At 63.2% G+C, this 24200-nt stretch carries 26 protein-coding genes; 20 read left to right on the forward strand and 6 right to left on the reverse strand.

Going from position 1 to position 24200, the window contains the following annotated elements:
- Positions 1-4: 4 nt before the first annotated feature.
- Positions 5-904: an SMP-30/gluconolactonase/LRE family protein gene (locus ABID26_RS00355; protein WP_292304767.1), complete on the forward strand. Its 900-nt coding sequence runs from the start codon at positions 5-7 to the stop codon at positions 902-904.
- A 248-nt stretch (positions 905-1152) separates the two neighbouring features.
- The gene (locus ABID26_RS00360; RefSeq protein ID WP_292304768.1) at positions 1153-1596 is read left to right on the forward strand and encodes an SRPBCC family protein; all 444 of its coding nucleotides are present in this window, start codon (positions 1153-1155) and stop codon (positions 1594-1596) included.
- A gap of 16 nt (positions 1597-1612) precedes the next feature.
- Here ABID26_RS00360 and ABID26_RS00365 read toward each other — a convergent pair whose 3' ends face one another.
- Both ABID26_RS00365 and ABID26_RS00370 read right to left on the reverse strand, forming a co-directional pair.
- Positions 1613-1780 carry a hypothetical protein gene (locus ABID26_RS00365; RefSeq protein WP_292304769.1) on the reverse strand — a complete coding sequence of 56 codons (168 nt, stop codon included), beginning with the start codon at positions 1778-1780 and terminating at the stop codon, positions 1613-1615.
- Positions 1781-1797: 17 nt separating this feature from the next.
- Positions 1798-2001, reverse strand: a complete 204-nt coding sequence (locus ABID26_RS00370) for a hypothetical protein (RefSeq protein ID WP_126100882.1) — start codon at positions 1999-2001, stop codon at positions 1798-1800.
- Positions 2002-2182: 181 nt separating this feature from the next.
- On the opposite strand from ABID26_RS00370, the gene ABID26_RS00375 reads away from it, so the two are divergent.
- The 3 genes from ABID26_RS00375 to ABID26_RS00385 all read left to right on the forward strand — a co-directional run bounded on the left by ABID26_RS00375 (position 2183) and on the right by ABID26_RS00385 (position 4843).
- Positions 2183-2476 (forward strand): DUF1330 domain-containing protein, encoded by a 294-nt coding sequence (locus tag ABID26_RS00375; RefSeq protein ID WP_292304770.1) that lies wholly within the window; start codon positions 2183-2185, stop codon positions 2474-2476.
- A gap of 149 nt (positions 2477-2625) precedes the next feature.
- The gene (locus tag ABID26_RS00380) at positions 2626-3849 is read left to right on the forward strand and encodes a patatin-like phospholipase family protein (protein ID WP_292344323.1); all 1224 of its coding nucleotides are present in this window, start codon (positions 2626-2628) and stop codon (positions 3847-3849) included.
- 292 nt (positions 3850-4141) lie between these two features.
- Positions 4142-4843, forward strand: a complete 702-nt coding sequence (locus ABID26_RS00385; protein ID WP_292300823.1) for an SDR family oxidoreductase — start codon at positions 4142-4144, stop codon at positions 4841-4843.
- A gap of 23 nt (positions 4844-4866) precedes the next feature.
- On the opposite strand, the gene ABID26_RS00390 is transcribed toward ABID26_RS00385, so the two are convergent.
- Complete coding sequence (locus ABID26_RS00390) at positions 4867-5097, reverse strand: hypothetical protein (protein WP_126100886.1); 231 nt, start codon at positions 5095-5097, stop codon at positions 4867-4869.
- A gap of 239 nt (positions 5098-5336) precedes the next feature.
- Here ABID26_RS00390 and ABID26_RS00395 point away from each other — a divergent pair, with 239 nt between their 5' ends.
- The 4 genes from ABID26_RS00395 to ABID26_RS00410 all read left to right on the forward strand — a co-directional run bounded on the left by ABID26_RS00395 (position 5337) and on the right by ABID26_RS00410 (position 11006).
- Positions 5337-6128, forward strand: a complete 792-nt coding sequence (locus tag ABID26_RS00395) for a pyrroline-5-carboxylate reductase family protein (RefSeq protein ID WP_292300825.1) — start codon at positions 5337-5339, stop codon at positions 6126-6128.
- 343 nt (positions 6129-6471) lie between these two features.
- Positions 6472-7899 carry an endo-1,3-1,4-beta-glycanase EglC gene (gene eglC, locus ABID26_RS00400; RefSeq protein WP_292300827.1) on the forward strand — a complete coding sequence of 476 codons (1428 nt, stop codon included), beginning with the start codon at positions 6472-6474 and terminating at the stop codon, positions 7897-7899.
- 14 nt (positions 7900-7913) lie between these two features.
- Complete coding sequence (locus ABID26_RS00405) at positions 7914-9683, forward strand: type I secretion system permease/ATPase (protein WP_292300830.1); 1770 nt, start codon at positions 7914-7916, stop codon at positions 9681-9683.
- 3 nt (positions 9684-9686) lie between these two features.
- Positions 9687-11006, forward strand: a complete 1320-nt coding sequence (locus ABID26_RS00410; protein WP_292300833.1) for an HlyD family type I secretion periplasmic adaptor subunit — start codon at positions 9687-9689, stop codon at positions 11004-11006.
- A gap of 152 nt (positions 11007-11158) precedes the next feature.
- Here the strand turns inward: ABID26_RS00410 and ABID26_RS00415 are convergent, their stop codons facing one another.
- Positions 11159-12049: a LysR family transcriptional regulator gene (locus tag ABID26_RS00415; RefSeq protein WP_292300835.1), complete on the reverse strand. Its 891-nt coding sequence runs from the start codon at positions 12047-12049 to the stop codon at positions 11159-11161.
- Positions 12050-12257: 208 nt separating this feature from the next.
- On the opposite strand from ABID26_RS00415, the gene ABID26_RS00420 reads away from it, so the two are divergent.
- The 10 genes from ABID26_RS00420 to ABID26_RS00465 all read left to right on the forward strand — a co-directional run bounded on the left by ABID26_RS00420 (position 12258) and on the right by ABID26_RS00465 (position 20446).
- Positions 12258-13229 (forward strand): DMT family transporter, encoded by a 972-nt coding sequence (locus ABID26_RS00420; protein WP_292300837.1) that lies wholly within the window; start codon positions 12258-12260, stop codon positions 13227-13229.
- Positions 13226-13948: a haloacid dehalogenase type II gene (locus ABID26_RS00425; protein WP_292300839.1), complete on the forward strand. Its 723-nt coding sequence runs from the start codon at positions 13226-13228 to the stop codon at positions 13946-13948. The genes ABID26_RS00420 and ABID26_RS00425 overlap by 4 nt, the downstream gene beginning before the upstream one ends.
- 290 nt (positions 13949-14238) lie before the next feature.
- Complete coding sequence (locus tag ABID26_RS00430; RefSeq protein ID WP_292300840.1) at positions 14239-14682, forward strand: lipid-binding SYLF domain-containing protein; 444 nt, start codon at positions 14239-14241, stop codon at positions 14680-14682.
- 223 nt (positions 14683-14905) lie between these two features.
- Entirely contained in the window at positions 14906-15784 is an 879-nt protein-coding gene (locus ABID26_RS00435) for an ABC transporter permease (protein ID WP_292300842.1), read from the forward strand.
- Positions 15785-15801: 17 nt separating this feature from the next.
- The gene (locus ABID26_RS00440) at positions 15802-16644 is read left to right on the forward strand and encodes an ABC transporter permease (RefSeq protein ID WP_126100894.1); all 843 of its coding nucleotides are present in this window, start codon (positions 15802-15804) and stop codon (positions 16642-16644) included.
- Positions 16641-17783, forward strand: a complete 1143-nt coding sequence (locus ABID26_RS00445; protein ID WP_126100895.1) for an extracellular solute-binding protein — start codon at positions 16641-16643, stop codon at positions 17781-17783. Before ABID26_RS00440 ends, ABID26_RS00445 begins: the two co-directional genes overlap by 4 nt.
- Entirely contained in the window at positions 17776-18942 is a 1167-nt protein-coding gene (locus tag ABID26_RS00450) for an ABC transporter ATP-binding protein (RefSeq protein WP_292300845.1), read from the forward strand. Before ABID26_RS00445 ends, ABID26_RS00450 begins: the two co-directional genes overlap by 8 nt.
- 442 nt (positions 18943-19384) lie before the next feature.
- Positions 19385-19669: a hypothetical protein gene (locus ABID26_RS00455; RefSeq protein ID WP_292300847.1), complete on the forward strand. Its 285-nt coding sequence runs from the start codon at positions 19385-19387 to the stop codon at positions 19667-19669.
- A gap of 175 nt (positions 19670-19844) precedes the next feature.
- Entirely contained in the window at positions 19845-20186 is a 342-nt protein-coding gene (locus ABID26_RS00460; RefSeq protein WP_292300848.1) for a hypothetical protein, read from the forward strand.
- Positions 20183-20446 (forward strand): hypothetical protein, encoded by a 264-nt coding sequence (locus ABID26_RS00465; RefSeq protein WP_292300850.1) that lies wholly within the window; start codon positions 20183-20185, stop codon positions 20444-20446. The genes ABID26_RS00460 and ABID26_RS00465 overlap by 4 nt, the downstream gene beginning before the upstream one ends.
- A gap of 658 nt (positions 20447-21104) precedes the next feature.
- Here the strand turns inward: ABID26_RS00465 and ABID26_RS00470 are convergent.
- Positions 21105-22082, reverse strand: a complete 978-nt coding sequence (locus ABID26_RS00470; RefSeq protein WP_292300851.1) for a DMT family transporter — start codon at positions 22080-22082, stop codon at positions 21105-21107.
- Positions 22083-22342: 260 nt separating this feature from the next.
- Positions 22343-22699: a hypothetical protein gene (locus ABID26_RS00475; RefSeq protein WP_292300853.1), complete on the reverse strand. Its 357-nt coding sequence runs from the start codon at positions 22697-22699 to the stop codon at positions 22343-22345.
- Between the two features lie 333 nt (positions 22700-23032).
- Between ABID26_RS00475 and ABID26_RS00480 the strand changes: the two genes are divergently transcribed.
- Complete coding sequence (locus ABID26_RS00480; RefSeq protein ID WP_292300856.1) at positions 23033-24181, forward strand: amidohydrolase; 1149 nt, start codon at positions 23033-23035, stop codon at positions 24179-24181.
- Positions 24182-24200 lie beyond the last annotated feature (19 nt).

Raw genomic sequence — 24200 nt, forward strand, 5'->3', positions numbered from 1 at the left:
CCTGATGAACGAAACGGAAGCCAGCCTGGTTTTCGATGCGCGCGACGTGGTCGGCGAGAGCCTGGTGTGGGACGAGCGCCGCGAAAGGCTGGTCTGGGTCGACATCATCGGCCGCAGGATCCATCGGCTGGACCCGCTGACCGGAGCGCATGAGAGCTGGCCGACGGGCGACCTCGTCACCTCGGTCGGCCTGCGCGCCAACGGCGGCGCCATCGTCGGCCTGCGCAAGGAGATCGCGCTATGGGATTTCGGCGGGCCGTTCCGGACGCTCGCGGCAATCGAGGCCGACCGGCCGGAAACGCGGCTCAACGAGGGCGTCGTCGCGCCGGACGGCTCGTTCTGGATCGGAACGATGGCCAACAATATCGGGCCGGACGACGCGCCGGTGGCGATCACGAGCGATGAGGGCCAGCTCTACCGGGTCGGTCCGGACGGCGATGTGCAGAGGCTGAGCGAAGACCGGTTCGGCATCACCAACACGATGGCGTGGACGGCGGACGGTCGCTTCGTCACCGCCGACACGACGAAGAACGCGCTCTACAGCTATAGCTGGGACAAGAAGGCGGGGCGTCTCGGCGAACCGCGTCCCTTCTTCACCGGTTTCGAGCGCGGCCTGCCGGACGGCTCCTGCATGGACGCCCAAGGCCATGTCTGGAACTGCCGGGTGGTGGGCGGAAGCTGCCTCGTGCGTATTTCGCCCGACGGCAGGCTGGAGCGGATCGTCGAGCTGCCCTGCAGCTGGCCGACGAGCTGCGCCTTCGGCGGCCCCGGCCTCGACACGCTGTTCGTCACCTCCGCGCGCTTCACGATGAGCGCGGAGCATCTTGCAGCCAGCCTCTTCGAGGGCGGCCTGTTCGCGCTTCGGCCGGGCGTGCGGGGAATAGCAGGCAACCGCTTCGGATAATCTCCCCCCTCGAGGGGGAGATGGCCGCGAAGCGGCCAGAGGGGGTCGGTCCGACTGGGCTCGACATGCTTCTGCCGATTGAGGTCGGCGCTCCACGCGAGGCGACCCCCTCTGTCGCGTTTGGCGACATCTCCCCCTCAAGGGGGGAGATCGGCGGCACTATCGCAAAAAATCTTCTACTCACTGTCGGGCTGGCCAAACCTCGTCCGTCATAGGAGCATAGACCGGCAATCAACAGGAGAAACGACATGCCCAGCACTGTCCGCCTGCATCGCGTCCTCGCTACCAAGCCCGAGAAAGTCTATCGCGCCTTCATCGAGGCGGACGCGCTGGCGAAATGGCTTCCGCCGAACGGCTTCACCTGCACCGTCCATCACTTCGAGGCAAAGGTCGGCGGCAATTTCAAAATGTCCTTCCGCAACTTCACCACGGGCGAGAGCCACGCCTTCGGCGGCGACTACGTCGAGCTCGTCCCGGGCGAACTCGTGCGTTACACGGACAAGTTCGACGATCCCAACCTGCCCGGCGAGATGCAGGTGACCGTGAGCTTGAAGAAGGTCTCGGTCGGCACGGAGATGGAGATCACCCAGGCCGGCATTCCGGACGCCATTCCGGCCGAAGCCTGCTATCTCGGCTGGCAGGAATCGCTCAAGAATCTGGCAAGGCTCGTCGAGCCCGAGATCAATCAGTAAAGGTTTCATCCACCTGTCATAATGGTGGTGCAAATTGGTAGCCGCCGAACGAAGGATCCTCGCTCGGCGTCCCATAACCTCTCCGCCCGGCTTGCGACCGGGCTTTCTTTTTCTGGAGCAGTTCCAGGAAAGATGTGAAGCGGTTTTCGTCGTTTCCAAAAGACAGATCGGTCTGGCGTTTCACCGAAACGCCACACCGATCTAGGCTTCAGCCGCTGCCAGCTTGGACCGGATAGTGCCGATGGCGTTCACGATGGCCTCGGCGGCGTGTCTGTCCAGAGCGATATCCAACAGGCCTTCCGTTGTCCGGATCGAGAGGATGCCGATAGCGCCCTTTTCATCCGTGGCCGTGCCAACGTGGATTTCGGTCGGCACAAAAGGCCGCGCCTTGTCCGTACGCTTCATCGTTCACCTATGTTGATGGGCGACAATCGCACAATTTCAGCCACGTGTTCAAGCGCGCTCAGGTGGTATCGGCCCGGTGCCGCTCCACCCGATCAAGGCATCACAGCGCTTGGATCTGGACAGGTGCCTGGTCGCTGACTTAGCTCTCCGTACGGCCACCAATCAGCGGGAGAGCAAATCGGTGAAGGGATATTGGCTAATCATCGGGACTGCGATTTCGGACCAGGAAGCGCAGGCCGAATATGGCCGGTTGTGGAAGCCGATCGGCGAAAAATATCAGGCGCGCATCAACCCATCGAAAGAACCGCCGCTGCTGATGGAAGCGCGTGATGCACAACGCTTGATCGTTGTCGAATTCCCTTCATTGGAGATCGCCAAAGCGTGCTACAGCGACCCGGCCTACGGCGAAGCGATGCGGTTTGCGCTCCAAGCATCAAAACGCGTGCTCGTCATCTTCGAAGGGGACCTCGGGTAAGAGACGGACTAGTCGCCGACGTTGGGCTCGAGAGCACGCCGCGACGGAGCCATTAGGCTTCCGCGTTTCCACCGCTTGCCAGAATAGCCGCGCTGGGCTGGATTGGGCCAAGCTCGAATGCACCGGGTGCAAAGGCGGAGGGGACTGCGATGGAGTTGCAGGCATCGTCGCAAGCTGACGAGACGGTCGAGCATTACGATCTCGGTCTTTGCCTATCGGGCGGCGGCTACCGCGCCATGCTGTTCCATGCCGGCGTGCTTTGCCGGCTGAACGAGGCCGGCCTGCTTTCGAAAATCGACATGGTGAGCTCGGTCTCGGGCGGCTCGATCGCCGCTGGGCTGCTGGCCGTTCTCTGGCCACGCCTCAGCTTCGTCAACGGCGTCGCCGTCAATTTCCGCGAGCTTTACCTGGAGCGGATCCTGGCTTTCTCGCAGGTCTTCCTCGACGCGCCCTCGATCCTCAAGGGCGTCTTCAAGCCTTTTTCGAGCGCGGCGCGTGAAGTCGCCGCTTGCTACGAACGGCATCTGTTCGACGGATCGAGGCCGATGCTGAAAGGCCTGACCAGGCGGCCCTGGTTCGTCTTCTGCTCCAGCAATCTCAGCACCGGCTCGCTGTTTCGCATGTCCAACCGCTACATTGCCGATTACCGGATCGGCGTCGCCTACCGTGCCGACCTGCCGGTCGCGGCGGCGATCGCCGCCTCCTCGGCCTTCCCGCCATTCCTCTCCCCGCTGAGGCTCGACCTTAAGTCCTTCGAATGGAAGAACGACAAGCTCGATGCGAGCGTCGGTCCGCCGGTGCCGGCCGGCCACGCGGTGCTCACCGATGGCGGCGTCTACGACAATCACGGCATCGAGCCGGCGCTGAAGCGCTGCCGCTGGCTCTTGGTAAGCGATGCCGGGGCGCCCTGGCAGGCGTCCAGGTCCGGCTACTGGAACTGGTTCTCGCAGTTGAGGCGGGTGCTCGACACCACCGACAACCAGGTGCGGTCGCTCAGGCGGCGCGATCTCGTCGCCCGCTTCCAGGCGGCCAAGGATGCCGAGCACCTGCCCAATGACGCGCCCCGCCCCGACTATGCCGCCACCCGCGGCGTCTACTGGTCGATCGCCACCAAGCCGGACGCCACCGAGCCGACCTTCGTACAGAGCGCCGCCACCGCGCCCGCCGATATCGGCACCTCGCTGCATTTCCTTGGCGCCAAGGAAACGATCGATCTCGTCAACTGGGGTTACTGCGCCAGCGACCAGGCGCTGCGCGCCTGGTACGAGCCGACAGTGCCGGCCGGCAGGGCCGTGCCGCTGCAGGCGGGCGCGGTGAAGCCGGGGCGCTGCGCGGTGGTGTCGAAGACGCTGATGAGTGCGTTCAAGGTTTGAGCTGACAATCTCCCCCCTCGAGGGGGAGATGTCGCCGAAGGCGACAGAGGGGGTCGCCGCGCGTAAAGCGCCGGCCCCCTCTGCGAGGCCGGACGAGGTTGGCGATCTATGTGAGACGACCCCCTCTGCCTGCCGGCCATCTCCCCCCTCGAGGGGGGAGATTGCGCGCTCCGGCGCTTTCGCCAATCGCCATCGTGGCGCAATCCAAACCGGTTCGTGCCCTCCCCTGTCCATGCTAACAAAGCCGCTTTCAGCAATAGGCGGCTCCCCGCCCCAACGAATGGATTGAGACATGGCAGAAAAAGTAGCTCTGGTGACGGCGGGCGGCAGCGGCATGGGCGCGGCGGCGGCGAAGCGGCTGGCGGCCGACGGCTTCAAGGTCGGCGTGCTCTCCTCCTCCGGCAAGGGCGAGGCGCTGGGCAACGAACTCGGCGGCTTCGGCGTCACCGGCTCCAACCAGTCGAACGAGGATTTGAAGCGCCTCACCGACGGCGCGATTGCGCGCTGGGGACGCATCGACGTCTTGGTCAACAGCGCCGGCCACGGACCGCGCGCGCAGATCATCGAGATCAGCGACGAGGATTGGCACAAGGGCATCGACACCTATTTCCTCAACGTGGTGCGCCCGACCCGGCTTGTGACGCCGGCGATGCAGAAGCAGAAGTCGGGCACCATCATCAACATCTCGACCGCCTGGGCGTTCGAGCCGAGCGCGATGTTCCCGACTTCGGCCGTGGCGCGCGCCGGGCTTGCCGCCTACACCAAGATCTTTGCGGACACTTACGCGGCTGACAACATTCGCATGAACAATGTGTTGCCGGGCTGGATCGACAGCCTGCCCGCGACCGAAGAACGACGCGGCAGCGTGCCGATGAAGCGCTACGGCACTTCCGAGGAAATCGCCGCGACGATCTCGTTCCTGGCCTCGGATGGGGCGGCCTATATCACCGGCCAGAACATCCGCGTCGATGGCGGGATAACGAGGGCGGTTTAAGGTAAAGCCGGCGTCGCCTCAAGTCATCCGGGTCTGCGGGAATTGAGCACCCATAGAAAGGCTATCGAAGCCACCAGGACAATCGAATTGCCGACCACGATGTTCCAAAATCGCGTCGGATCGTCTGCCAGGGCGACCCAATGCGAACTGCCGCGGACTTCGCCTGTCTTGATGCCGCAGGCAATGTTGTAGATCGCCATGGCAGCGAGCGCTGCCATCAGGACAAAGATGTCGTTGTTCTTGTTGCGATCCATGAGAGCGGCTTCTAACAGCGCTTGGTGAAATTTCGCTTACCCAATGCATGTCGCCCAGAGGTGTACACGGCTCCGGGATCACGACATGCATCAAAACAAGGACCTAAAGCGCATGGAGCGAATCTGAAAGATCGCGACGCGCTTTAGGGTAAGGCGGCGGTCGCGGCACAGGCCGCCGCGCTTTCGCTGTCAAATTGTTTGCCCGACGGCTACCGTGCGGCCCTGCAACGGAGGCAAAAATGAACGCTTCATTCAAGCTCGGCATTGTCGGTGGCGCGGGCTGGCTGGGTGGCGCCATTGCGGATGCGGCCCTCTCGGCGGACGTTATGCGCCCTGAAGACCTTGCCCTCTCCTACCGGAGCGAGAAGCCCGACCGCCTCCCCGGCGCCTTCTGGACCGACGACAACCAGGCGCTCGCCGACCGCTCGGACATCATCATGCTTTCGGTGCGGCCGCAGGACTGGCCGTCGCTCAAGCTGGACGCCAAAGGCAAGCTGGTCATCTCGGTGATGGCCGGCATCCGTATCGCCGAGATCGGCGAGAGGCACGGCACGCGCCGCGTCGTGCGCACGCTGCCCAACGCGGCGGCCGAGGTCGGCAAATCCTACACGCCGTGGATCGCGAGCAGCGACGCCACCGGGGAAGACCGCGCCATCGTGCGCGCGATCTTCGACGCCTGCGGCGTTGAGGACGAGGTGGCGACCGAGCGCGACATCGACTATCTCACCGGCCTGACGGGCTCGGGCCCGGCCTTCCCTGCCCTCTTGGCCGAGGCGATGATGCGCGACGCCGTTGCCTTCGGCCTCTCGCCGGAGGTCGCGCGGCGCGCCGTCAACACGGTGCTGACCGGTACCGGCCGGCTGCTGGAGCTCAACAACGCTTCACCTGCAGACACGGTGGCGGCCTTCCTCGGCTATCGCGGCACGACAGCGGCCGCGATCGAGACGATGCGCGAAGCAGGCTTCGACGAGGCAGTGGCGAAGGGATTGGCGGCGGCATTCCTGAAGTCGATCGCGATGGGCAAGGCGTGAGCGGACGACTGTCCATCACGCCATCCATCCGCTGTTTCCGAACCGTCTCTCAGATCAGACGGCTGAGCCGCAATAAATGCATTCGTCCGCGTCGATCTGCTCAATCTTTTGGCAGAAGTTCTTGCAATATTGAGTAAAATTTACCGAGCCTCGCGTTTAAATTGTATTAGAAATCCCTTATTCTATCTGTCTTAAAGAATTGATCGCTGAAATATAATTTTTCTCTGTACTATAGGACAATTCCTTGGAACGATAACCTGAATTAGAAGTTGATCCGGAATCGACCGGTTGAACTCGCATCGACCGATTCTAGCAGACCGTGCATCGCAAGGAGGACTGTCCTATGGCCACCGTCATCAACGCCAAGGGTGTCCCTCTTCCCTATACCGGCACATCCACCCACTGGTTCTCGGCAAGCGGGGCCGGACCGGAAATGCACGGCACCTCCGGCAACGATTCCTTCTGGGGCGACACCAGCGTCAACGTCACCATGTATGGCGGCGCGGGCGACGACTATTACCACCTCTATTCGGCGATCAACCGGGCGGTCGAGTTGCCCGGCGAGGGCATCGACACGATCGACACCTGGATGAGCTACAAGCTGCCCGACAATTTCGAGAACCTCGTCGTCACCGGCAACAACCACTACGCGTTCGGCAATTCGCTCGACAACATCATCAAGGGCGGCACCAGCAGCCAGACGTTTGACGGGGGCCTCGGCAACGACGTGCTGATCGGCGGCGGCGGCGCCGATACTTTCATCATCACCAAGGGCCATGGCAGCGACCTGATCACCGATTTCGGCGCGGACGACACGGTGCGCCTCAATGGCTACGACTTCATGTCCTTCGCGGACGTCAAGTCGCATATGATCCAGGCCGGAGCTAACCTGTTGCTCAACCTCGGCTCCGACGAGGTGCTGGTGTTCAACAACACCACCGCAGACAAGATGCAGGCCAGCCAGTTCGAGCTGCCGATCGACAAGTCGGGCATGACGCTGTCCTTCTCCGACGACTTCAACACGCTGAGCCTCCACAACGGGCAGAGCGGCACCTGGGACACCAACTTCTGGTGGGGCGCGCCGAACGGCAGCACGTTGACGCAGAACAACGAGTTGCAGTGGTATATCGACGCCAATTACGCGCCGACCAGCTCCGTCCATCCGTTCAGCGTCGACAGCAACGGCGTGCTGACCATCACCGCGGCGCAGGCGCCGGCGGACATCAAGCCGCTGATCAACAACTATGAATACACGTCCGGCTTGCTCACGACGCATGACACCTTCTCGCAGACCTACGGCTATTTCGAAATGCGGGCCGACCTGCCTGAAAACGCCGGCGCCTGGCCGGCCTTCTGGCTGCTGCCGGAAGACGGCTCATGGCCGCCGGAGCTGGACGTCGTGGAAATGTACGGACAGAACCCGAACCAGCTTCTGATGACCGCGCACACGAATGAGACGGGAACCCACACCAAGGTCGGGTCGACGGTGAATGTCTCCGACACCGACGGCTTCCATACCTATGGCCTGCTGTGGACGCCGGACAAGCTTATCTGGACCTATGACGGCGTGCAGGTCGCGGAAGCGGCGACGCCGTCGGACATGAACAAGCCCATGTACATGCTCGTCGATCTCGCGATCGGCGGTCAAGCCGGCGCGCCGCCGGACCATCTGGCGACGCCGGCTCAGATGAAGATCGACTACATCCACGCCTACACGCTGGACGATCTGCAGCAGAGCAATTTGAACATCACGGGCGAGCATACGACCTAGGCGGCCGGCGCGCCATGTTCCGGGAGAACGATCCGCCAGGGAAACGCGCCGGGCAGTCGAGCCTGCGGCGGGTGTTCATGCGCGCCATCGCCGATGTCGGCGTCTTCTCGCTGCTGATCAACATCCTGCTCCTGGTGATCCCGCTCTATCTGCTGCAGGTCTATGACCGCGTCCTGCCCTCCTCCAGCGTCGAGACACTGCTTTACCTGTCGGCCATCGCGGTGATGGCGCTCGGCTTTCTCGGCTTTCTCGACGCAGTCCGCGCCGTCTACACGCAACGCGTCGCGGCGACCGTCGATAAAAAGCTGGGCGCGACGACATTTGCCGCATCACTTGCACCCAGATATGCCGGCGGCCTGTCGCCGCTGCGCGACCTCGCCTCGGTCTGCGCCTTCATCCGGTCGCGCGGCGTGGCGGTGCTGTTCGACCTGCCCTTCGCACCCGTCTTCCTCGCTCTGCTCTACCTCATCCATCCGGTGCTGTTCTGGGTGACGCTCGCCGGCACGGTACTCCTCGTTCTCCTGGTCGTGGCGAACCAGCTTGCCATTGGCAGGAACGATGCGCTTTCCGCGGAACGCTCGGCGCTGGCTGCCCAAGCCGAACAGGTCTTTGCCCGCAATGCCGAAACGCTGCGCGCCATGGGCATGGTCGAGAACGCAGCGCGGGCCTGGGGACGCCATGTCGCCGATGCGCTCGTCCTGCATGACCGCTCCGCAGGCGCCAACGCGATCTTCAGCGGCGCATCGCGGGCGCTGCGCATGGTGCTGCAGCTCGCGATCCTCGGCGCCGGTGCATGGCTGGTGCTGCAAGGCCAAATGACGGCAGGCATGATCTTCGCATCCTCGCTGGTGTCGTCTCGCGCGCTGCAGCCGCTCGATCAGCTGATCGGCTCCTGGCGGCAGATCGTCGATGCCCGGCGGGCCTGGAAGCGGCTGGAGACGGCGCTAGCGGCGCATCCGGCGCAAGCGCGGAAGCTGACCTTGCCCGATCCGTCCGGCGCGATTTCGATGCAGGACGTTTTCTTCATGGCGCCGAATGCCCAGCCCGGCACCGAACCCATCCTCAAGCGCCTGAATTTCCAAATCGGCGCCGGCGAGGCGGTGGCGATCGTCGGCCCGAGCGGCGCCGGCAAATCCACGCTGGCGCGGCTGCTTGTCGGTGCCGCCCAGCCGACCGGCGGCGCGGTCAGGATCGACGGCGCCGATCTCAGGACCTGGGACGAAAACCAGCTCGGAAGAAAGATCGGCTACCTGGCGCAGGAAGTGGAGCTCTTTCCCGGATCGATCGCGCAAAATGTCGCCCGCTTCGACGCGCATGCGGAGGACGCCGCGATCATAGAAGCGGCAAGGCGCGCCGAGGCACATGAGCTGATCCTGGCGCTGAGCGACGGCTACCAGACCAGGGTCGGCCCGTCGGACAGGACGCTGTCGGGCGGCGAGCGCCAGCGGATCGGGCTGGCGCGCGCCTTCTACGGCAATCCGCGCATCCTGGTGCTCGACGAGCCCGGCGCCCACCTCGACGGCAGCGGCGAGGCGGCGCTCGAGGCGGTGCTTGCCGCCGCGCGGGCGGCCGGCGTCACGACGATCGTGATCACGCACCGCCCTTCGATCGCCGCCGCCTGCGACCGCGTAATGCTCTTGCGCGGCGGCGTGATCGAGGCCTTCGGTCCGAGCGGCGAGCTACTCAGGCAGCCAATTGCCGGCAACCCAGCACAGCAGGGCACGGTGGTGACCGGCTCGTTCGCGCCGACGATCCGCGCCCACGGCATCCGCTTCGGGTCGTAGACGATGACGGTGGAGAGCCTCGCCTGGGATCGACAGCCACGCACCGACTTCCGGCGCGTGGCATTGGCCGGATATGCGGCAATCGCAATCTTCGTGGGTTGCTTCGGCTATTGGGCGATGAGCGCGCCGCTGTCCGGCGCGGTGATCACGCAAGGCACGATCTCGGCGACCGGCGGCAACATCCTCATCCAGCAGCCCGAGGGCGGCATCATCCAGCAACTGCTCGTCCACGAAGGCGACCGCGTGCGGCAGGGCCAGGATCTCATCCTCCTCGACCGGACGGCCGCGCAGGCCGACCTCAACCGGCTGACCAGACAGTCGATCGCGCTCAAGGCAAGCGCCGCGCGGCTGGAGGCCGAACGCGACGGGCTGGACAGGCTGGCGCCGATCGCCGACGCCGCGCCCGCGCCGTTCCAGCAAGACTTCCAGAACCTGCTTCGCGAACAGCAGAAGGAGTTCGACGCCAGGCTCGCCCGGTTCCGGTCGGAGCAATCGATCATGGCGCAGCGCGTCGCCATGCATCGCGAGTCGGTGGTGGGCTTGAACGCCCAGAAGCTCGCCATCGAACAGCAGTCCGAAGTGGTGAAGAAGGAACTCGGCATCAAGACCGGCCTTTTGGACAAGGGGCTCACCAACCGCACCGAATATTCGCAGCTTCTGCGCTCAGAGGCCGATCTCGTCGGCCAGGCTGGCGCGCTGGAGGCAAACCTCGCCGCGGCCAACAGCCAGATCGTCGAAGCTCAGGTGCAAGTCGAGCGCCTGACCACGCAGCGCGTGGAAGAGGCGCTGAGCAAGCTCGACGAGGTCCGCACCAACCTCGCCGACATCGGGGAACAGATGCGGGCGGCCGGGGCGGTGCTTCAGCGCACGACGATCAAGGCGCCGGCCGCCGGCATCGTGGTGTCGTCGACCTATAATTCCAAGGGCAGCGTGATCGCGCCCGGCGAGAAGATCATGGAGATCCTGCCCACGGCATCCGGTCTCAACGTCGATGCGAAGCTGCGGCCGAAGGACGTCGACCAAGTGCGCGTCGGCCAGCCGGCCAAGCTCAGGCTGTCCGCGCTCAACATGCGCCTGACGCCCGAGGTGTCGGCCACGGTCACGCAGATCTCCGCCGATCGGCTAGTCGACGCGACCACCCACGAACCCTATTTCCGCGCCAAGCTGAAGATCGCGGATGCCTTACCTCCCGGCGTGAAGGCAGAGCAGCTTTATCCAGGAACGCCGGTCGAAGCCTTCATCAGCACCGGCGACCGGACTTTCTTCGAGTACCTGGCACGGCCGATGATCGATTCATTCGCGCGGGCGTTTGCGGAAAGGTAGCTTATGCGCCAATTCACATAAGTCCGTTTTATGGTCTACTTCCGATTAATCTACTTTATGCGCCAAATCCGATATCTCAGTTTATCAAAGCAGTGGGCGGTCGCCACCAGCGTGCACAGCTTTCCCTCCGCAGCAGCAGCAGCGTGACGCGCTCAGACGGCGATTTGAAGCGCTCCGTAACGTTTTACTTCGGCTTCGATTTCCCTGACCAAAGTCTCCAGCGCGGGATTTCGAGCGTTGCGCGCGCGCCTGACCACATAGGCCAGGTCCGGAGGCTTGGGGAAGTCCCTGTCGACGATCTCCATGTCGGGCTGAAGGTGGCGCTGGCTCAACAGCGCGACGCCGAGCCCAGAGGTCACGCCTGCGATGATTCCGGCAGCGCTTGAGCATTCGAACACGGTCTCGAACACCGTCCCTTCGTCCTGCCCAAGATCGAGGCCCCAGCGCCGATAGAAACAGTCCTCATCGAAGGAAAGGAACGGGATCGGCTTGTCCTTCGACAGGACCAGGTCCGGAGACTTCACCCAGTGCAGCGTTTCGCGGTACAGCACGATGTCGGCGGGGCGGACCTCGTGCTGGAACACTTGCACGATGGCCGCATCGAGGGCTCCCTGGCTGAGCTGCTCCTGCAGGACGAGGCTCATGCGCACTTGCGTGCGGACGCTCACCTCGGGGTAGAGCCGGCGGAACCGGCCAAGAATGCGTGAGAGGTCCGTGCAGGTCGTATCCTCGGTCATTCCGAGTGCGATCTTGCCTTGCAGCGTGCTTTTCGAGAGGCTCAGGATCGCTTCGTCATGGATTCCCAGGATGCGCCGTGCATAACCCAGGAGATCGTGCCCGGCCGTGGTGAACATCGGCGCATTTGCCTTCCGGCTGAGGATCTCGCAGTCGAGGCTCGCTTCCAGCCTCCTCATCTTGTGGCTGACGGCCGATTGCGACAGGCCGAGCACCTCGGCCGCACGCGTGACACCGCCATGCTTCTCGATCGCGACCAGCGCCCGCAAGGCATCGACATCCAGGCGGCGACTCATAACTCCAGCCATGACAATCCTCGTTCGAAATGAAAGCAACGCGCCAACCTCTGACGCAGAACCGATATTCAGGCAAACTCATATGCCAAGTTTCATGGCTATTTCATGGGTGTATCGAAATTTGTCATGTGCAACCGCGCGTGCGTGTCGACATAAGTCAGCGCCGAAGATTGCCCGTGGTCCGCTTCCGGAACATGGACCCGCCTGAAAAAGACAACCCATGACGCTCCTCAAGAACCAGACCCATCCCCTCGCATGGCCGATCATGGCGACGGCCCTGGTCCTGAGTTGGAGTTCCGGCTTCGTCGGCATCCGCTACGCCAGCGAGAACGCCGATGTCATGCTGGTCCTGTTCTGGCGGACCCTGTTATCCGGGTTGATCCTTCTGCCATTTGCTCTCCTGATCGGGCCGCGCATCGGCGCGCGCGCGCTGATCCAGCAGATGATGTTCGGCGTGGCGATGATGTTCCTCTATCTCGGCGGCTTCGCTTTAGCGATCGGCCAGCGCGTGCCGACCGGCCTGGTCGCGCTCATTTCCGATCTCGTCCCTCTCGCCATCGCAGCCTTGTCGCAGCCGGTTCTGGGTCAGCGGTTGAGCGGGAGACAATGGATCGGAACGGCTCTCGGAGTGACCGGCGTGCTCATCGTCTCGCTGGACAGCCTGACGCTGGGGACGGCCCCGGCCTGGGCCTATGTCCTGACGGCCGCGTCGATGATGGTTTTGGCGCTGGCAACGGTGGTGCAGAAGCGACTGGGGACGATCAATATGCCGATCCACCGGAGTCTCTGCATTCAATGCCTGACCGCCTCTGTCCTTTTCGCCGCCTGTGCCGGATGGAACGGCGGGCTGATGCCGCCTCTCGACACCCGTTTCCAGTTCGGCATCGCGTGGCTGGTGCTGTTTTCGACCTTCTTCTGCTACGGCACCTATTACGCAAGCCTGCGCCTCTACCCGGCCGCGCAGGTCAGCAGCGTGATCTATCTCAGCCCGCCGGCGACGATGCTCTGGGGCTGGTCGATGTTCGCCGAGCCGCTTTCGAAGGCGATGTTCGTCGGCCTTGCGGTGACGCTGTTCGGGGTCTGGCTCACATCATCGAGGGGCGCCGCATCGAAGGACGAGCGCGTTTGGGCTCATGCGAGCAGCCTGTCGGATAATCGCTCACCATCAACAACAAGGAGGGTAATCCCATGAAGCTGACAGATTTCAAGGCCCTGACTTTCGACTGCTACGGCACGCTCATCGACTGGGAAACCGGCATGATCGACGGTCTGAAGCCGCTGACCGAGCGGACCGGCCGCAGCTTGAGCCGCAACGAGATACTCGAGGCGCACGCCCGGCACGAATCCAGTCAGCAGAAATGGACTCCGGAAAGGCGCTACAGCGACCTTCTGGCGATCGTCTACAGGCGGCTTGCCGAGGAATGGAGCGTCGTCGTCACTCGAGAGGAATGCATCACCTACGGCGAAAGCGTGAAGGACTGGCCGGCCTTTGCCGACTCCGCGAAGGCCTTGCAGTATCTCAAGCAGCACTACAAGCTGATCATCCTCTCCAACGTCGACAATAAGAGCTTTTCGTTCAGCAACGAGAAGCTCGGCGTCTATTTCGATGCGATATACACGGCGGAGGATATCGGCTCCTACAAGCCTTCCGAACGCAACTTCGACTATATGCTCGAAAAGCTCGGAACCATCGGCGTCGCGAAGGGACAGATCCTGCACACGGCCGAAAGCATGTTCCATGATCACGTTCCGGCCAGCCGCCTGGGTCTCAAATCGTGCTGGATCTACCGTCGTCACGCCGACCAGGGTTTTGGCGCCACGATGCACCCCGGCGACATGCCAAAGGTCGATTTCCGCTTCGACAGCATGGCCGACTTCGCGAAGGCGCATGCGCAAGAATTGCGTGGCTGATAGCCGAGCCGTTGAACCGGACTTTCTTCCAGTACGTCACCCGGGCAATGTTGGATTCTTTGGCGCGGGCGTTCACGGAGCGGTGGGCGCGGCGACAAGCTGCGGGCCACCGTTCTCACAGCCAAGACCATGTTCGCCATCGGCCTCGTTTCGTGGCGGTCTTCTCGCGACCGGATTCAGTCCGCAAGCCTTGGAACCAAAGGCGTGCAAGACTGTTCAGCTATAGCTTTGGTGCGACGCTGACGTGCCCGGCCGGATGGGCAAGCGGCGCTTTTGAGGAGTCTCTCATCATGAAGATTTCGTCCAGGTTCCGTTCAGCCGCGTTTGCCGTCATCGCGGCCGCGGGCGTCAGCTTTGCCGGCGCCGCGCACGCCGACAGCGGCACGATCCGCTTTTCCGTCTACAAGGCGGCCTTCTTTATCGGCGGCTCCGGCGGCGAGGGCACGCTGACCTTCCATGGTCGCCGCTATCCGATCTCGATCGGCGGCATCTCGGGCGGCCTCGCCTTCGGGGCCTCCAAGACCTATTTCCAGGGTAAGGTGCGCAATATTCGCCGCGCCCGGGATGTGACGGGGGTGTACGGCGCGGCCGGCGGCGGCGGCGCGCTCGGCCGAGGGGCGCAGGTAATTGTCATGACCAACGACAAGGGCGCCCGGCTCGAACTCACCGGCAGGCAGGTCGGCCTGCAGGTCAACGCCGATCTCAGCGGCATGAGCATCGGACTGAAGAGGTAAGGGCCGTCGCTGCGTTCGTCATCGATGAACCCGATTTGCCAAGATGAGCCGCTGGCGGCATGGTCTGCCCCGGCTCCCCCGCACTGCCTTTGGCGCAATCGCGAGCACCCGTCTGGCAGAATGGAATTTGGACCGCCGCCTGTGGACATCGCGGCGGCAATGAAACAATCTTCACCGCGGGAACACCAAGCGCTTCGAAGAAAGCGCGGACCTCCGGGTGCGCATGAAAAATCGATGGACCTTGTATGATCCACGGCTGGCCTGGATGCTGATCGCGCCGGTGCTGTTGCTGCTGATCTTCTTCCTGGTGCTGCCGATCGCCGTGATGGCGGCCTATACCTTCTTCACCTTCGTCACCGCCGGCGTCGAGACGAGCGCGCTGACAAGCGCTAACTGGCACGAATTCCTCACCGACAGCTACTATCACGGCTTCCTGTTGAAGACGCTGAGGGTCGGCGCCATCACCGCCCTTCTCTGCGGCGTGCTCGGTTATTTTCCGGCCTATTTCATCTGGGCCACGAGCTTCAAGCACAAATGGCTGCTCCTGCTTCTGCTCATCGTGCCGTTCTGGATCAGCTTCACCATCCGGACCTTTTCCTGGATCAACATCCTCGGCGAACAGGGCGTCATCAACGTCGCGCTCATGAAAATGGGCATCATCAGCGAGCCGCTGCCTATGCTCTACACCGAGGGCGCGGTCATCATGGGGCTGCTGCACTTCCTTTTGCCCTACATGATCCTCAACGTCTATGTCAGCCTGGAGAGCATCGACCGCACGCTGATTGCGGCGGCCCGCTCGATGGGCTGCACCAGCGCGCAGGCGTTCCGCGAGGTCACGCTGCCGCTCTCGCTGCCGGGCCTGGCGGCGGGCCTACTGCTCTGCTTCGTGCTGGCCGCCGGCAGCTATGTGACGCCGCAGCTGCTGGGCTCGGGCCGCGACGCGCTGTTCGGCAATCTGATCTACGACACCATCATGAGCGAGCTGAACTGGCCGATGGGCGCCACGCTCTCCATCGTGCTGTTCGTCGTGCTCGGTTTCTTCGCCGCCATCTACACCCGCTACATGGGCATGTCGCAGATCGTGAAAGGCCTTGGTGGATGATGGAAGGGACTGGTTAGATGAAAGCGGCGCGGCCGAACAAGGAAGGCAAATGGGCGTGGCGGCTCACCGGCTTCGTCACGCTCTGCGTCTATATCTTCATGTTCGCGCCGATCGCGGCGACCGTCATTTTGTCGTTCAACGCCTCGATGTTCGGCGGCTTCCCGATGACTGGATTTTCCTTGCAATGGTACGGCAAGCTGATGGCCAACGAGGCGGTGCTGGCCGCCTTCCGCACGTCGCTATGGATCGCCCTGGTCACGGCGATAGCCACAACGGCGATCGGCGTCGTCACCTCGTTCGCGCTGGTGCGCTTCGAATTCCCCGGCAAGCAGACGCTGAGCACGCTGGTGATCCTGCCGGCGCTGGTGCCGGAAACCATTCTGGGCGTCGGCCTCCTGGTGCTGATCAAGGCAGTCGACCAGCCGCGGACGCTGCTTTTGCTGGTGCTCGGCCATATCCTGCTCGCGGTGCCCTATGTCGTGCTGATCACCCAGGCGCGCATGGTCGGCATCCGGCGCGTCTATGAGGAGGCCGCCCTTTCGCTCGGCGCCTCGCGCTTCTCGTCCTTCCGCGAGATCACGCTGCCGCTGCTCATCCCGGCGGTCGTTGCGGGCGCGCTGCTCGCCTTCACCATCTCGTTCGACAACACCTCGGCCAGCCTGTTCTGGCGGCCGGCCGGAGTCGAGACCATGCCCACCCAGATCCTTTCCATGCTCAAGATTTCGATCAGCCCGGAGATCAACGCGCTCGGCACCGTCATGATCCTGGTGACCGTCGGCATCCCGCTGATCGGCGGCGTGCTCATGCAAAGCCTGACCAGATTGAAAAGACGAGGCGAACCAAAGGAGGAAGCACGATGAAACTGACCACCACCAAGCGGCTGGAACGGCTGCACGACCGCTACGTCAACGGCGATCTCAGCCGCCGCACTTTCCTGAGCCTGACCGCCGCCGCCGCGGCCTCGGCTGGCCTCTCCATGCCGTGGATGAGCCGGGCGCTCGCCGCGGTCGAGCAGGTGCGCTTCGACGGCTGGGGCGGGACGGTGCAGGACGCGATCGACAAATACGCCTTCCAGCCCTACACGGCCAAGACCAAGATCAAGGTGGTCCAGGGCACGTTCGGCGACGAGAACGAGATCATCACCAAGATCAAGACGGCGAAGCCCGGCGACTTCCAGATCGTGCATTCGTCCGGCGTCAACTACTACATCAAATACATCAACGCCGGGATGAACTCGGAAATCAACGAGGCCAACATTCCCAACATGGCGAATGTGCTGCAGCCGATGATCGAGCCGTTCCGCAAGCTGACGCCAAAACTCTCGGCCGTGCCTTACGACTACGGCACCACCGGCATCGCCTACAACACCAAGGTGATCTCGCCGGAGGAGGCGAAGGAAAAGGGTGCTGCCCTGCTGCTCGACAAGAAATATGCCGGCAAGGTCGGCGGCTATGCCGACATGACCACGCGCGTCTGGTACGCGGCTCTCGCCACCGGACAGGATCCCAACAACATCAAGGACATGGACACGATCTGGGCCAAGGTGCGCGAGACGCGCGACCTCGCCAAGAAGTTCTGGAGCTCCGGCGCCGAGCTGATGGACCTGCTCTCCAAGGGCGAGATCGTGGTGACCGATGCCTGGTCCGGCCGCGTCGCCGCGTTGCAGGATCAGGGCCATCCGATCGGCTATCTCGATCCGGCCGGCTCCTATGCCTGGATGGAGGACATGCTGATCCTGAAAGGCTCGCCGATGGCCGAGTGCGAGGAGCTGATCAACTTCATGCTCGATCCGGCGACCTCCATCGCGGTGGCCGAGGGTCAAAGCTATCCGCCGTCGCTCGACCCGACAAAGGTCAAGCTCACCGAAAAGATCGAGAAGCTGCCGGCCTTCGACAAGACCGGCTCGATGAAGGCGCTGACCTTCGCCGACCCGGTCTACTGGGCGACCAACGAGGACGCCTGGACCAAGCAGTGGGACAGGATCGCGAAAGGTGCCTGACAGCCGCGCATCGTCATCAGCCCCCCGGCCGGTCTCGGCCGGGGCACCCTCCCCCGGCGCCGTCTCCGGCGTGGGCGCGGATAAGCCGGCGGTCGAGTTCCGCGACATCGATATCGCCTATGGCAAGTTCGTCGCGGTGCGCGATTTCTCGCTGTCGATCCGCAAGGGCAGCTTCGTCACGCTGCTCGGGCCGTCGGGCTGCGGCAAGACGACGATCCTGCGCTCCATCGCCGGGCTGGTCGACATTTCGGGCGGCCAGATCATGATCGACGGAAGGCGGGTCGACGACGTGCCGATCTACAAGCGCAATATCGGGCTGGTGTTCCAGAGCTATGCGCTGTTCCCGCACAAGAGCGTGTTCGACAATGTCGCCTTCGGCCTGAAATACCGCAACGTGCCGAAGGCGGAGATTGCCCGCAGGGTCGGCCAGGCGCTCGACATGGTGCGGCTGCCGGGCAGCGAGAGGAAACTGCCCTCGCAACTGTCGGGCGGGCAGCAGCAGCGCATCGCGCTGGCGCGAGCCATCGTCTTCGAGCCGCAGGTGCTTTTGCTCGACGAGCCGCTGTCGGCGCTCGATGCCAATATGCGCGAGGAAATGCGCGTCGAGATCAAGAAGATCCAGAAGGCAACCGGCATCACCGCCATCTTCGTCACGCACGACCAGGAAGAAGCGCTCTCCATGTCGGACCGCATCGTGGTGATGAATGCCGGCTCTGTGGAACAGATCGGCACGCCGGAGGAAGTCTACGAGCGGCCTGCCACTGCCTTCGTCGCCGATTTCCTCGGCAAGGCCAACATGCTTGCCGGGACCGTCAGCAAGTCCGATGGACCGACAGCGATCACGCTTGCCGCAGGCCAGACGGTCCATGTGACGTCGCCGAGGCCGCTGACGCAGGGAAGCAAGGTCACCGTCGTGGTCCGGCCGCAAAAACTGTCGGTGGGTGCGACAGCGGGCGCCAACCGGCTGTCCGGCCGCGTCGTCTCCACCTCGTATCTCGGCGGCAGCGCCATCTACGAGATCGACATCGGCGGCAAGACGAGCGTGCGGGCCAACGCCTCGATCAACGGCCGCGTCGTCCGCGAGGGCGAGGCGATAGAGGTCGGGTTCGATCCGGCCGGCTGCGTTTTGCTCGATGAGAACGGGCAACGGATTTCGTAGAACGCCTTGCGTCCGCGCGGCTCCGTCATCGCAGGGGCGATCGGCTTCACCGCCGGGCAAGCGGCCGGTGCCATCGGCAAGCTGGCCCGGATCTGAGGCAAGCGTCACGGCCGCGACCGATCAATGCCTCGCTTTCAGAAATCGGGCTTCTCGCAGAAGCGAATGGCGGTCGTGCCCGACCTCCTTTATCAGCTTGCAGGCTTCAGCCTCCGAGATACCTGCCTTTTCCTTCAACAGAGCGACCAACTGCTTGTCATCAGTTCGGACTTGGGAACCGTCTCCTACATGTTCTCTCATATGCCGAATCCTCCCCAACAAAAACCAGGAGGGCACGCTGAACGTTGCATCAAATGTCAGTGTCCGAATTGAAATGCCCGCCGGTTGCTGCCACAAGGGCCAATGACAGGCGGAACGATTTTCGACGTTTGCGCTTTCTGGGTGCATGGCTGCGATACCGCCGATTGAACCTCCCTTGCTTTCTGAAGGCAGCCCCGATCGCGCCGTCAACTGCGAGGTCGCCCTCGAGCCCGCGTTTCGGGCATTGGTGAAGGCCTCCGTTCTTAAAGGCTGGTCGGCGCAGGAAGTCGCGGAAACGTTGCTCAAACTTGCAACAGAACATGCAGAGACGATTATGGGGCGGCAAAGAGTGGCCGTGCGATTATACCGTTGGCGCGTCGGCAGCTTGGTCGATATGTACGTTAGCCAATTCCTTGACAAATTTAGGTGAATGGCCACCGAGCAGGCGGTCAAATGCGCCTCGTCAAAGGCGCTCCGTCAGCGCCTCAGACACAATTCAGAAACACAGCAGAAAAACTCCAGAAATGGTTCAGGCGTAGAATTGCCTGGAGAGGGTCAGTCATCGGCTGCAGTGCAGCAGCACTTGTTCGGATTGGCGACAAGCGATGCAAAGGTTCTCGATCAGCTTGATGGGTGCGTTGCTCGGCGTGTCGCTCGTCACCGGCCCGGTCGAAGCTGGCGGGGCAAAGGTTGCGACCACCCGGACCGAACGCTGCACCAATCTCAGCCGCCAAGTTGACGAAGCCCTCGAAACCCATGCCGCGTCAATGCAGGTCACCGCGGCGAAAGCACTGCAAAGAAAGGGAAACCGGTTCTGCGCCAACAAGAAGCAGGCACAGGGAATCCGGATGCTTGCGAACGCTCTGAAACTGCTTGGCGTGACACCGATCGACCCGGATGCAGTGGCACCCAAACCCGACCTGCACAGCAAGGAGAAAAAACCATGAAAAAGTCCCTCCTTTCCGCCCTCGGCCTCGCCGTTGCCCTCGCCTTCTCGATGCCGGTGCTCGGCAACGCGGCCGCTACCATGACTACTGCTCCGGCTGCCACCGCACCGGCGAAGGCTGCTCCGAAGAAGGTCGCCGCCAAGAAGGTCTGCAAAGTGACCAAGACGCACAAGTGCCCGATGAAGCACAAGAAGCACGCTGCGAAGGCCGCGGCCAAGACAGCAGCTCCCGCAACGGCAGCGCCCAAAACATCTTATTGAGACTCCGCTATACCGTGAGAAGGCCGTCCCACCCGCCTGGGACGGCTTTTTTTGTTGGGAGAAGCGATCAACTTCCTATTGGACACGGGACGGAAGCTGTGACTGCGCAGTACGGTTGACCGCGATAATCAAGATACTCATCCGTCCCGCACCAAACCGCGTCGCGCAGACATGGGTTTCAGGCGACGCGCTTCAGTCTTTGTTTCGATGCATGTCGTTCTCCCAAAACCGCTGCGCACTTTTGGGCGACATGCAATAGGACCATTGCTCAGAGACAACAGACCTCTGTTGCAATTGTCGAATCGCCAGCAAACGAACACTTTGTCCCGGCGCCGGCTACCCCGCCCCCCAGCCCAACGCCGGCGCACAGCCCGGCTTGCTGCCATGTGCCGATTTTATCCGCCAAAGCAGGCCGGGCTATTTGAAGCGCGTCGCGTCGAAACGGATTCAGGCGGCGCGCTTCAAGTCTCTTGTTTTTGTGCACGTCGTTCAACGGTGCAGTTTTGGCGACATGCATCGGTCAAAACGGCGGAACATCGAGCGATGACGGCTGTTGAAAAACTGTTTTGTTTACGGGACGTATCAGAATCAGACCGAGCACAAACCAGATTCAAAACGGGTATCTCCGATCCTTTTTCCACAGCCTGTTAGGTCCTCTTCACCGGCCCTGTCTGACGCGACCGGATGAATTGCGCATTGCTTTGGGCTTGGTTGCCGTGGCGAGTACGATGCCGGCGACGATGAAGGCGGCGCCGAGCAGGTCGTAGTCATGCAGGCTCTCGCCGAGCAGCAGATAGGCGAGGATGGCGACGAACAGCGTCTGCAGATAGAGCAGCATGCTCGCCCGGCTGGCGCCGAGCGTTTCGACGCTGCGGTTATAGAGATAGTACATCAGGGCGCCGCCGGGGCCTGCCAGATAGGCGAGCGCGAGCAGGCCGTTGGCGTTCATGGCGGAGCGCTCGTCATTGAAGATCTCCCACAAATGGAAGGGCAGCGCGACCAGCGCGCCGGCGCCGAGCAGGAGCACGACCAGTGGCAGGAGCTCGATGCCGAATTTGGAACGGCGTACGAGCACCGTGTAGAGCGCCCAGCAAAAGGCGCTGCCGACGATCCACAATTCGCCGGGATTGAACTGGAGCTGAAGCAGCGCCGCAAGATCCCCGTGCGCGACGATGACCAGCATGCCGGCGAGCGCGGCCAGCGCGCCGAGCGACTTCCCAAGCCCGAGCGGCTCGCCAAGCACGAAACGCGCGAGCACCATCGTCATGACCGGGGACAGCGCCATGATGATGCCGGCCGTGGTCGCGTCGGTGGCCGCGAGGCCATGGTAGATCAGGCCCTGGCAGAGCGTCAGGCCGATCGCTCCGACGGCGACGATCTCCAGGGGCCGGGATTTGAGAAGCGCGATCATCGCGCCGTGATGGCGGTGCACGATCGGCAGCAGGATGGCGCAGGCGAGCGTCAGCCGCCAGAAGCAGAGGCCCCAGGGCGGCATTTCCGGCGCCACCCACTTGGCCGCGATGTAGACGCCGGCCGACAGAAGCCAGCACAGCACGGCGGCCGGATAGCCGGTCAGCGAGGGTATCGAGGCGAGAGCAGGTTGCTCCACGTCATGCGCTATCGGCACTGCCTGCATGTCATCCCCGGTCGATGAACGTCAGACGCGAACGTGGGCCGCAATATATCTCAATCTGCGGGTGTCACATATATGGTTCCGGATGGAGGGGTCGCGACGCGCAATGCTCCGACGTCGGGCAGTAACCCGCCTTCTTGGCCGGCGTTGCTGCTTACGCTACGATTTTCTTGCCGCTGGCGCTTGGCGGCATTGTCCAGGCCTTGCGGTCTCCGGCGCGAATCGGCCGCAGGCGAATTCCGGCTGCGATCATTTGAGAGCTGCTACTGCATGTGCCCGCCGCTGGAGCCATGCATGAACGACTGGATCTCGCCCAGGTCGACGCTGCCATCGCCGTCCTCGTCGGCAGCGTTGAATATCCTTCCGACCGCATCCTGAACCTCGCTCTGCGACAGTGCGCCATCGCCGTCGGCATCCACTATCGCGAACAGGATTTGCATCCTGGCGCCATGCATCGTGCGAGGTCCCATCCAATTGGATCTTCCAGCCATCCCGTGGCCCATATGCGGGCCTCCTCCGGCATTTCGGCGCCAACGTTCGCGGTGCCGAGGCCCTCGTTCAGGCGCACGATCTTCCTGCAGCTTTTCCTGAAGTGCTTCGTCGATCATCTGGCGGATCATGTCGCGCGTAGGGCCTCCGGCTTGACCGCTGGCCTCCGGCAGCGGTGTGGGTCCGGGCTGCTGCGTCGTGGTGGGCGCTGGCGTCCCGGTCGTCTGGCCCAAGGCCGGGATGCTCGCGAATATCAAAGCAGCGGCAGCTGCTGTCGCTCCGTGTGGAAATTTCATCGGGCTCTTCCTTGATCGGTGACTGTGCCTCAAGCTGAGGCTGCACAGCCAAACCCTGCTCTTGGCCCTATGGTTCCCATGGACTATTGCAATTTGCGAGCATGGCACGGCACGGGCAAAACCCTATTGTGTTTGTGTGAGCTGCAAGCACAAGCGGAGCCGAACACCATGACCCTGACCAATCGAGATCTCGTCGAACTGACGGCATGGCGGCGCAAGCTGCACCAGCAGCCGGAGATATCCAACGAGGAGGAGAAGACGGCACGAGAAGTCGTCGACTTCCTCGCCGAAACAAGCCCGGACAAGGTGCTGACCGGATTGGGCGGCCACGGCGTGGCGGCCGTCTACGACAGCGGGCAGGCCGGGCCGACGGTGCTGTTCCGCTCGGAGCTCGACGCGTTGCCCATCCATGAGCTGTCGGGCGTCGAGCATGCCTCGCAGGTGCCCGGCAAGTCGCATATGTGCGGCCATGACGGGCACACCGCGATCCTGGCCGCGCTCGGCCGCCAACTCGGGCGCCAGAGGCCCGCTCGCGGCCGCGTCGTTTTGATGTTCCAGCCGGCGGAGGAGACCGGCAACGGCGCAGCCGGCGTCGTCGCCGATCCGCGCTTTTCCGAGATCGCGCCGGATTTCGCCTTCTCGCTGCACAATCTGCCGGGCGTGCCGTTCGGCGAGGTGCGGCTCAAGGCCGGCGTGGTCAACTGCGCCTCGCGCGGCATGCGGATCGTGCTCGAGGGCAAGACCGCGCACTCCTCCATGCCTGAAACCGGCGTGTCGCCGATGCTGGCGATGAGCCAGTTGATGCCGCAGTTGCCGGCGCTCGGGCGCGGCACCTTCGCCGACGACGATTTCGGCATGGTGACCGTCACCCATTGCTCGATGGGCGAGGCGGTGTTCGGCATCGCGCCCGGATATGCCGAGATCTGGGCGACGCTGCGCACCCGGCGCGACGAGCGCATGACCTATCTCTGCGCTGCCGCGGAAGCGCTGGCGGCAAAGATAGCCGCCGAGCATGGCCTTTCCGCCCGCCACGACTATCACGAGATTTTCGTGGCCAGCGTCAATGCGCCGGATGCGGTGGAGCATCTGAACCGCGCGCTCGACGAGGAAGACGTACCGCGCGGCGAGGAAGCGCTGCCGATGCGCGCCTCGGAGGATTTCGGCATCTTCGGCCACAACGCCAAGTCGGCGATGTTCTTCCTGGGTGCGGGCGAGCGCTACCCGGCGCTGCACAATCCCGACTACGACTTCCCGGACGACCTGATCCCGATCGGCTCGAAAATATTCATGCGCACGGCGCGCAATCTTCTTGGATGAGGTTTGAAGGAAGGCGCGA

Origin of the sequence: Mesorhizobium shonense, from assembly GCF_040545255.1 — a bacterium.
GTDB classification, from domain to species: Bacteria; Pseudomonadota; Alphaproteobacteria; order Rhizobiales; family Rhizobiaceae; genus Mesorhizobium; species Mesorhizobium shonense.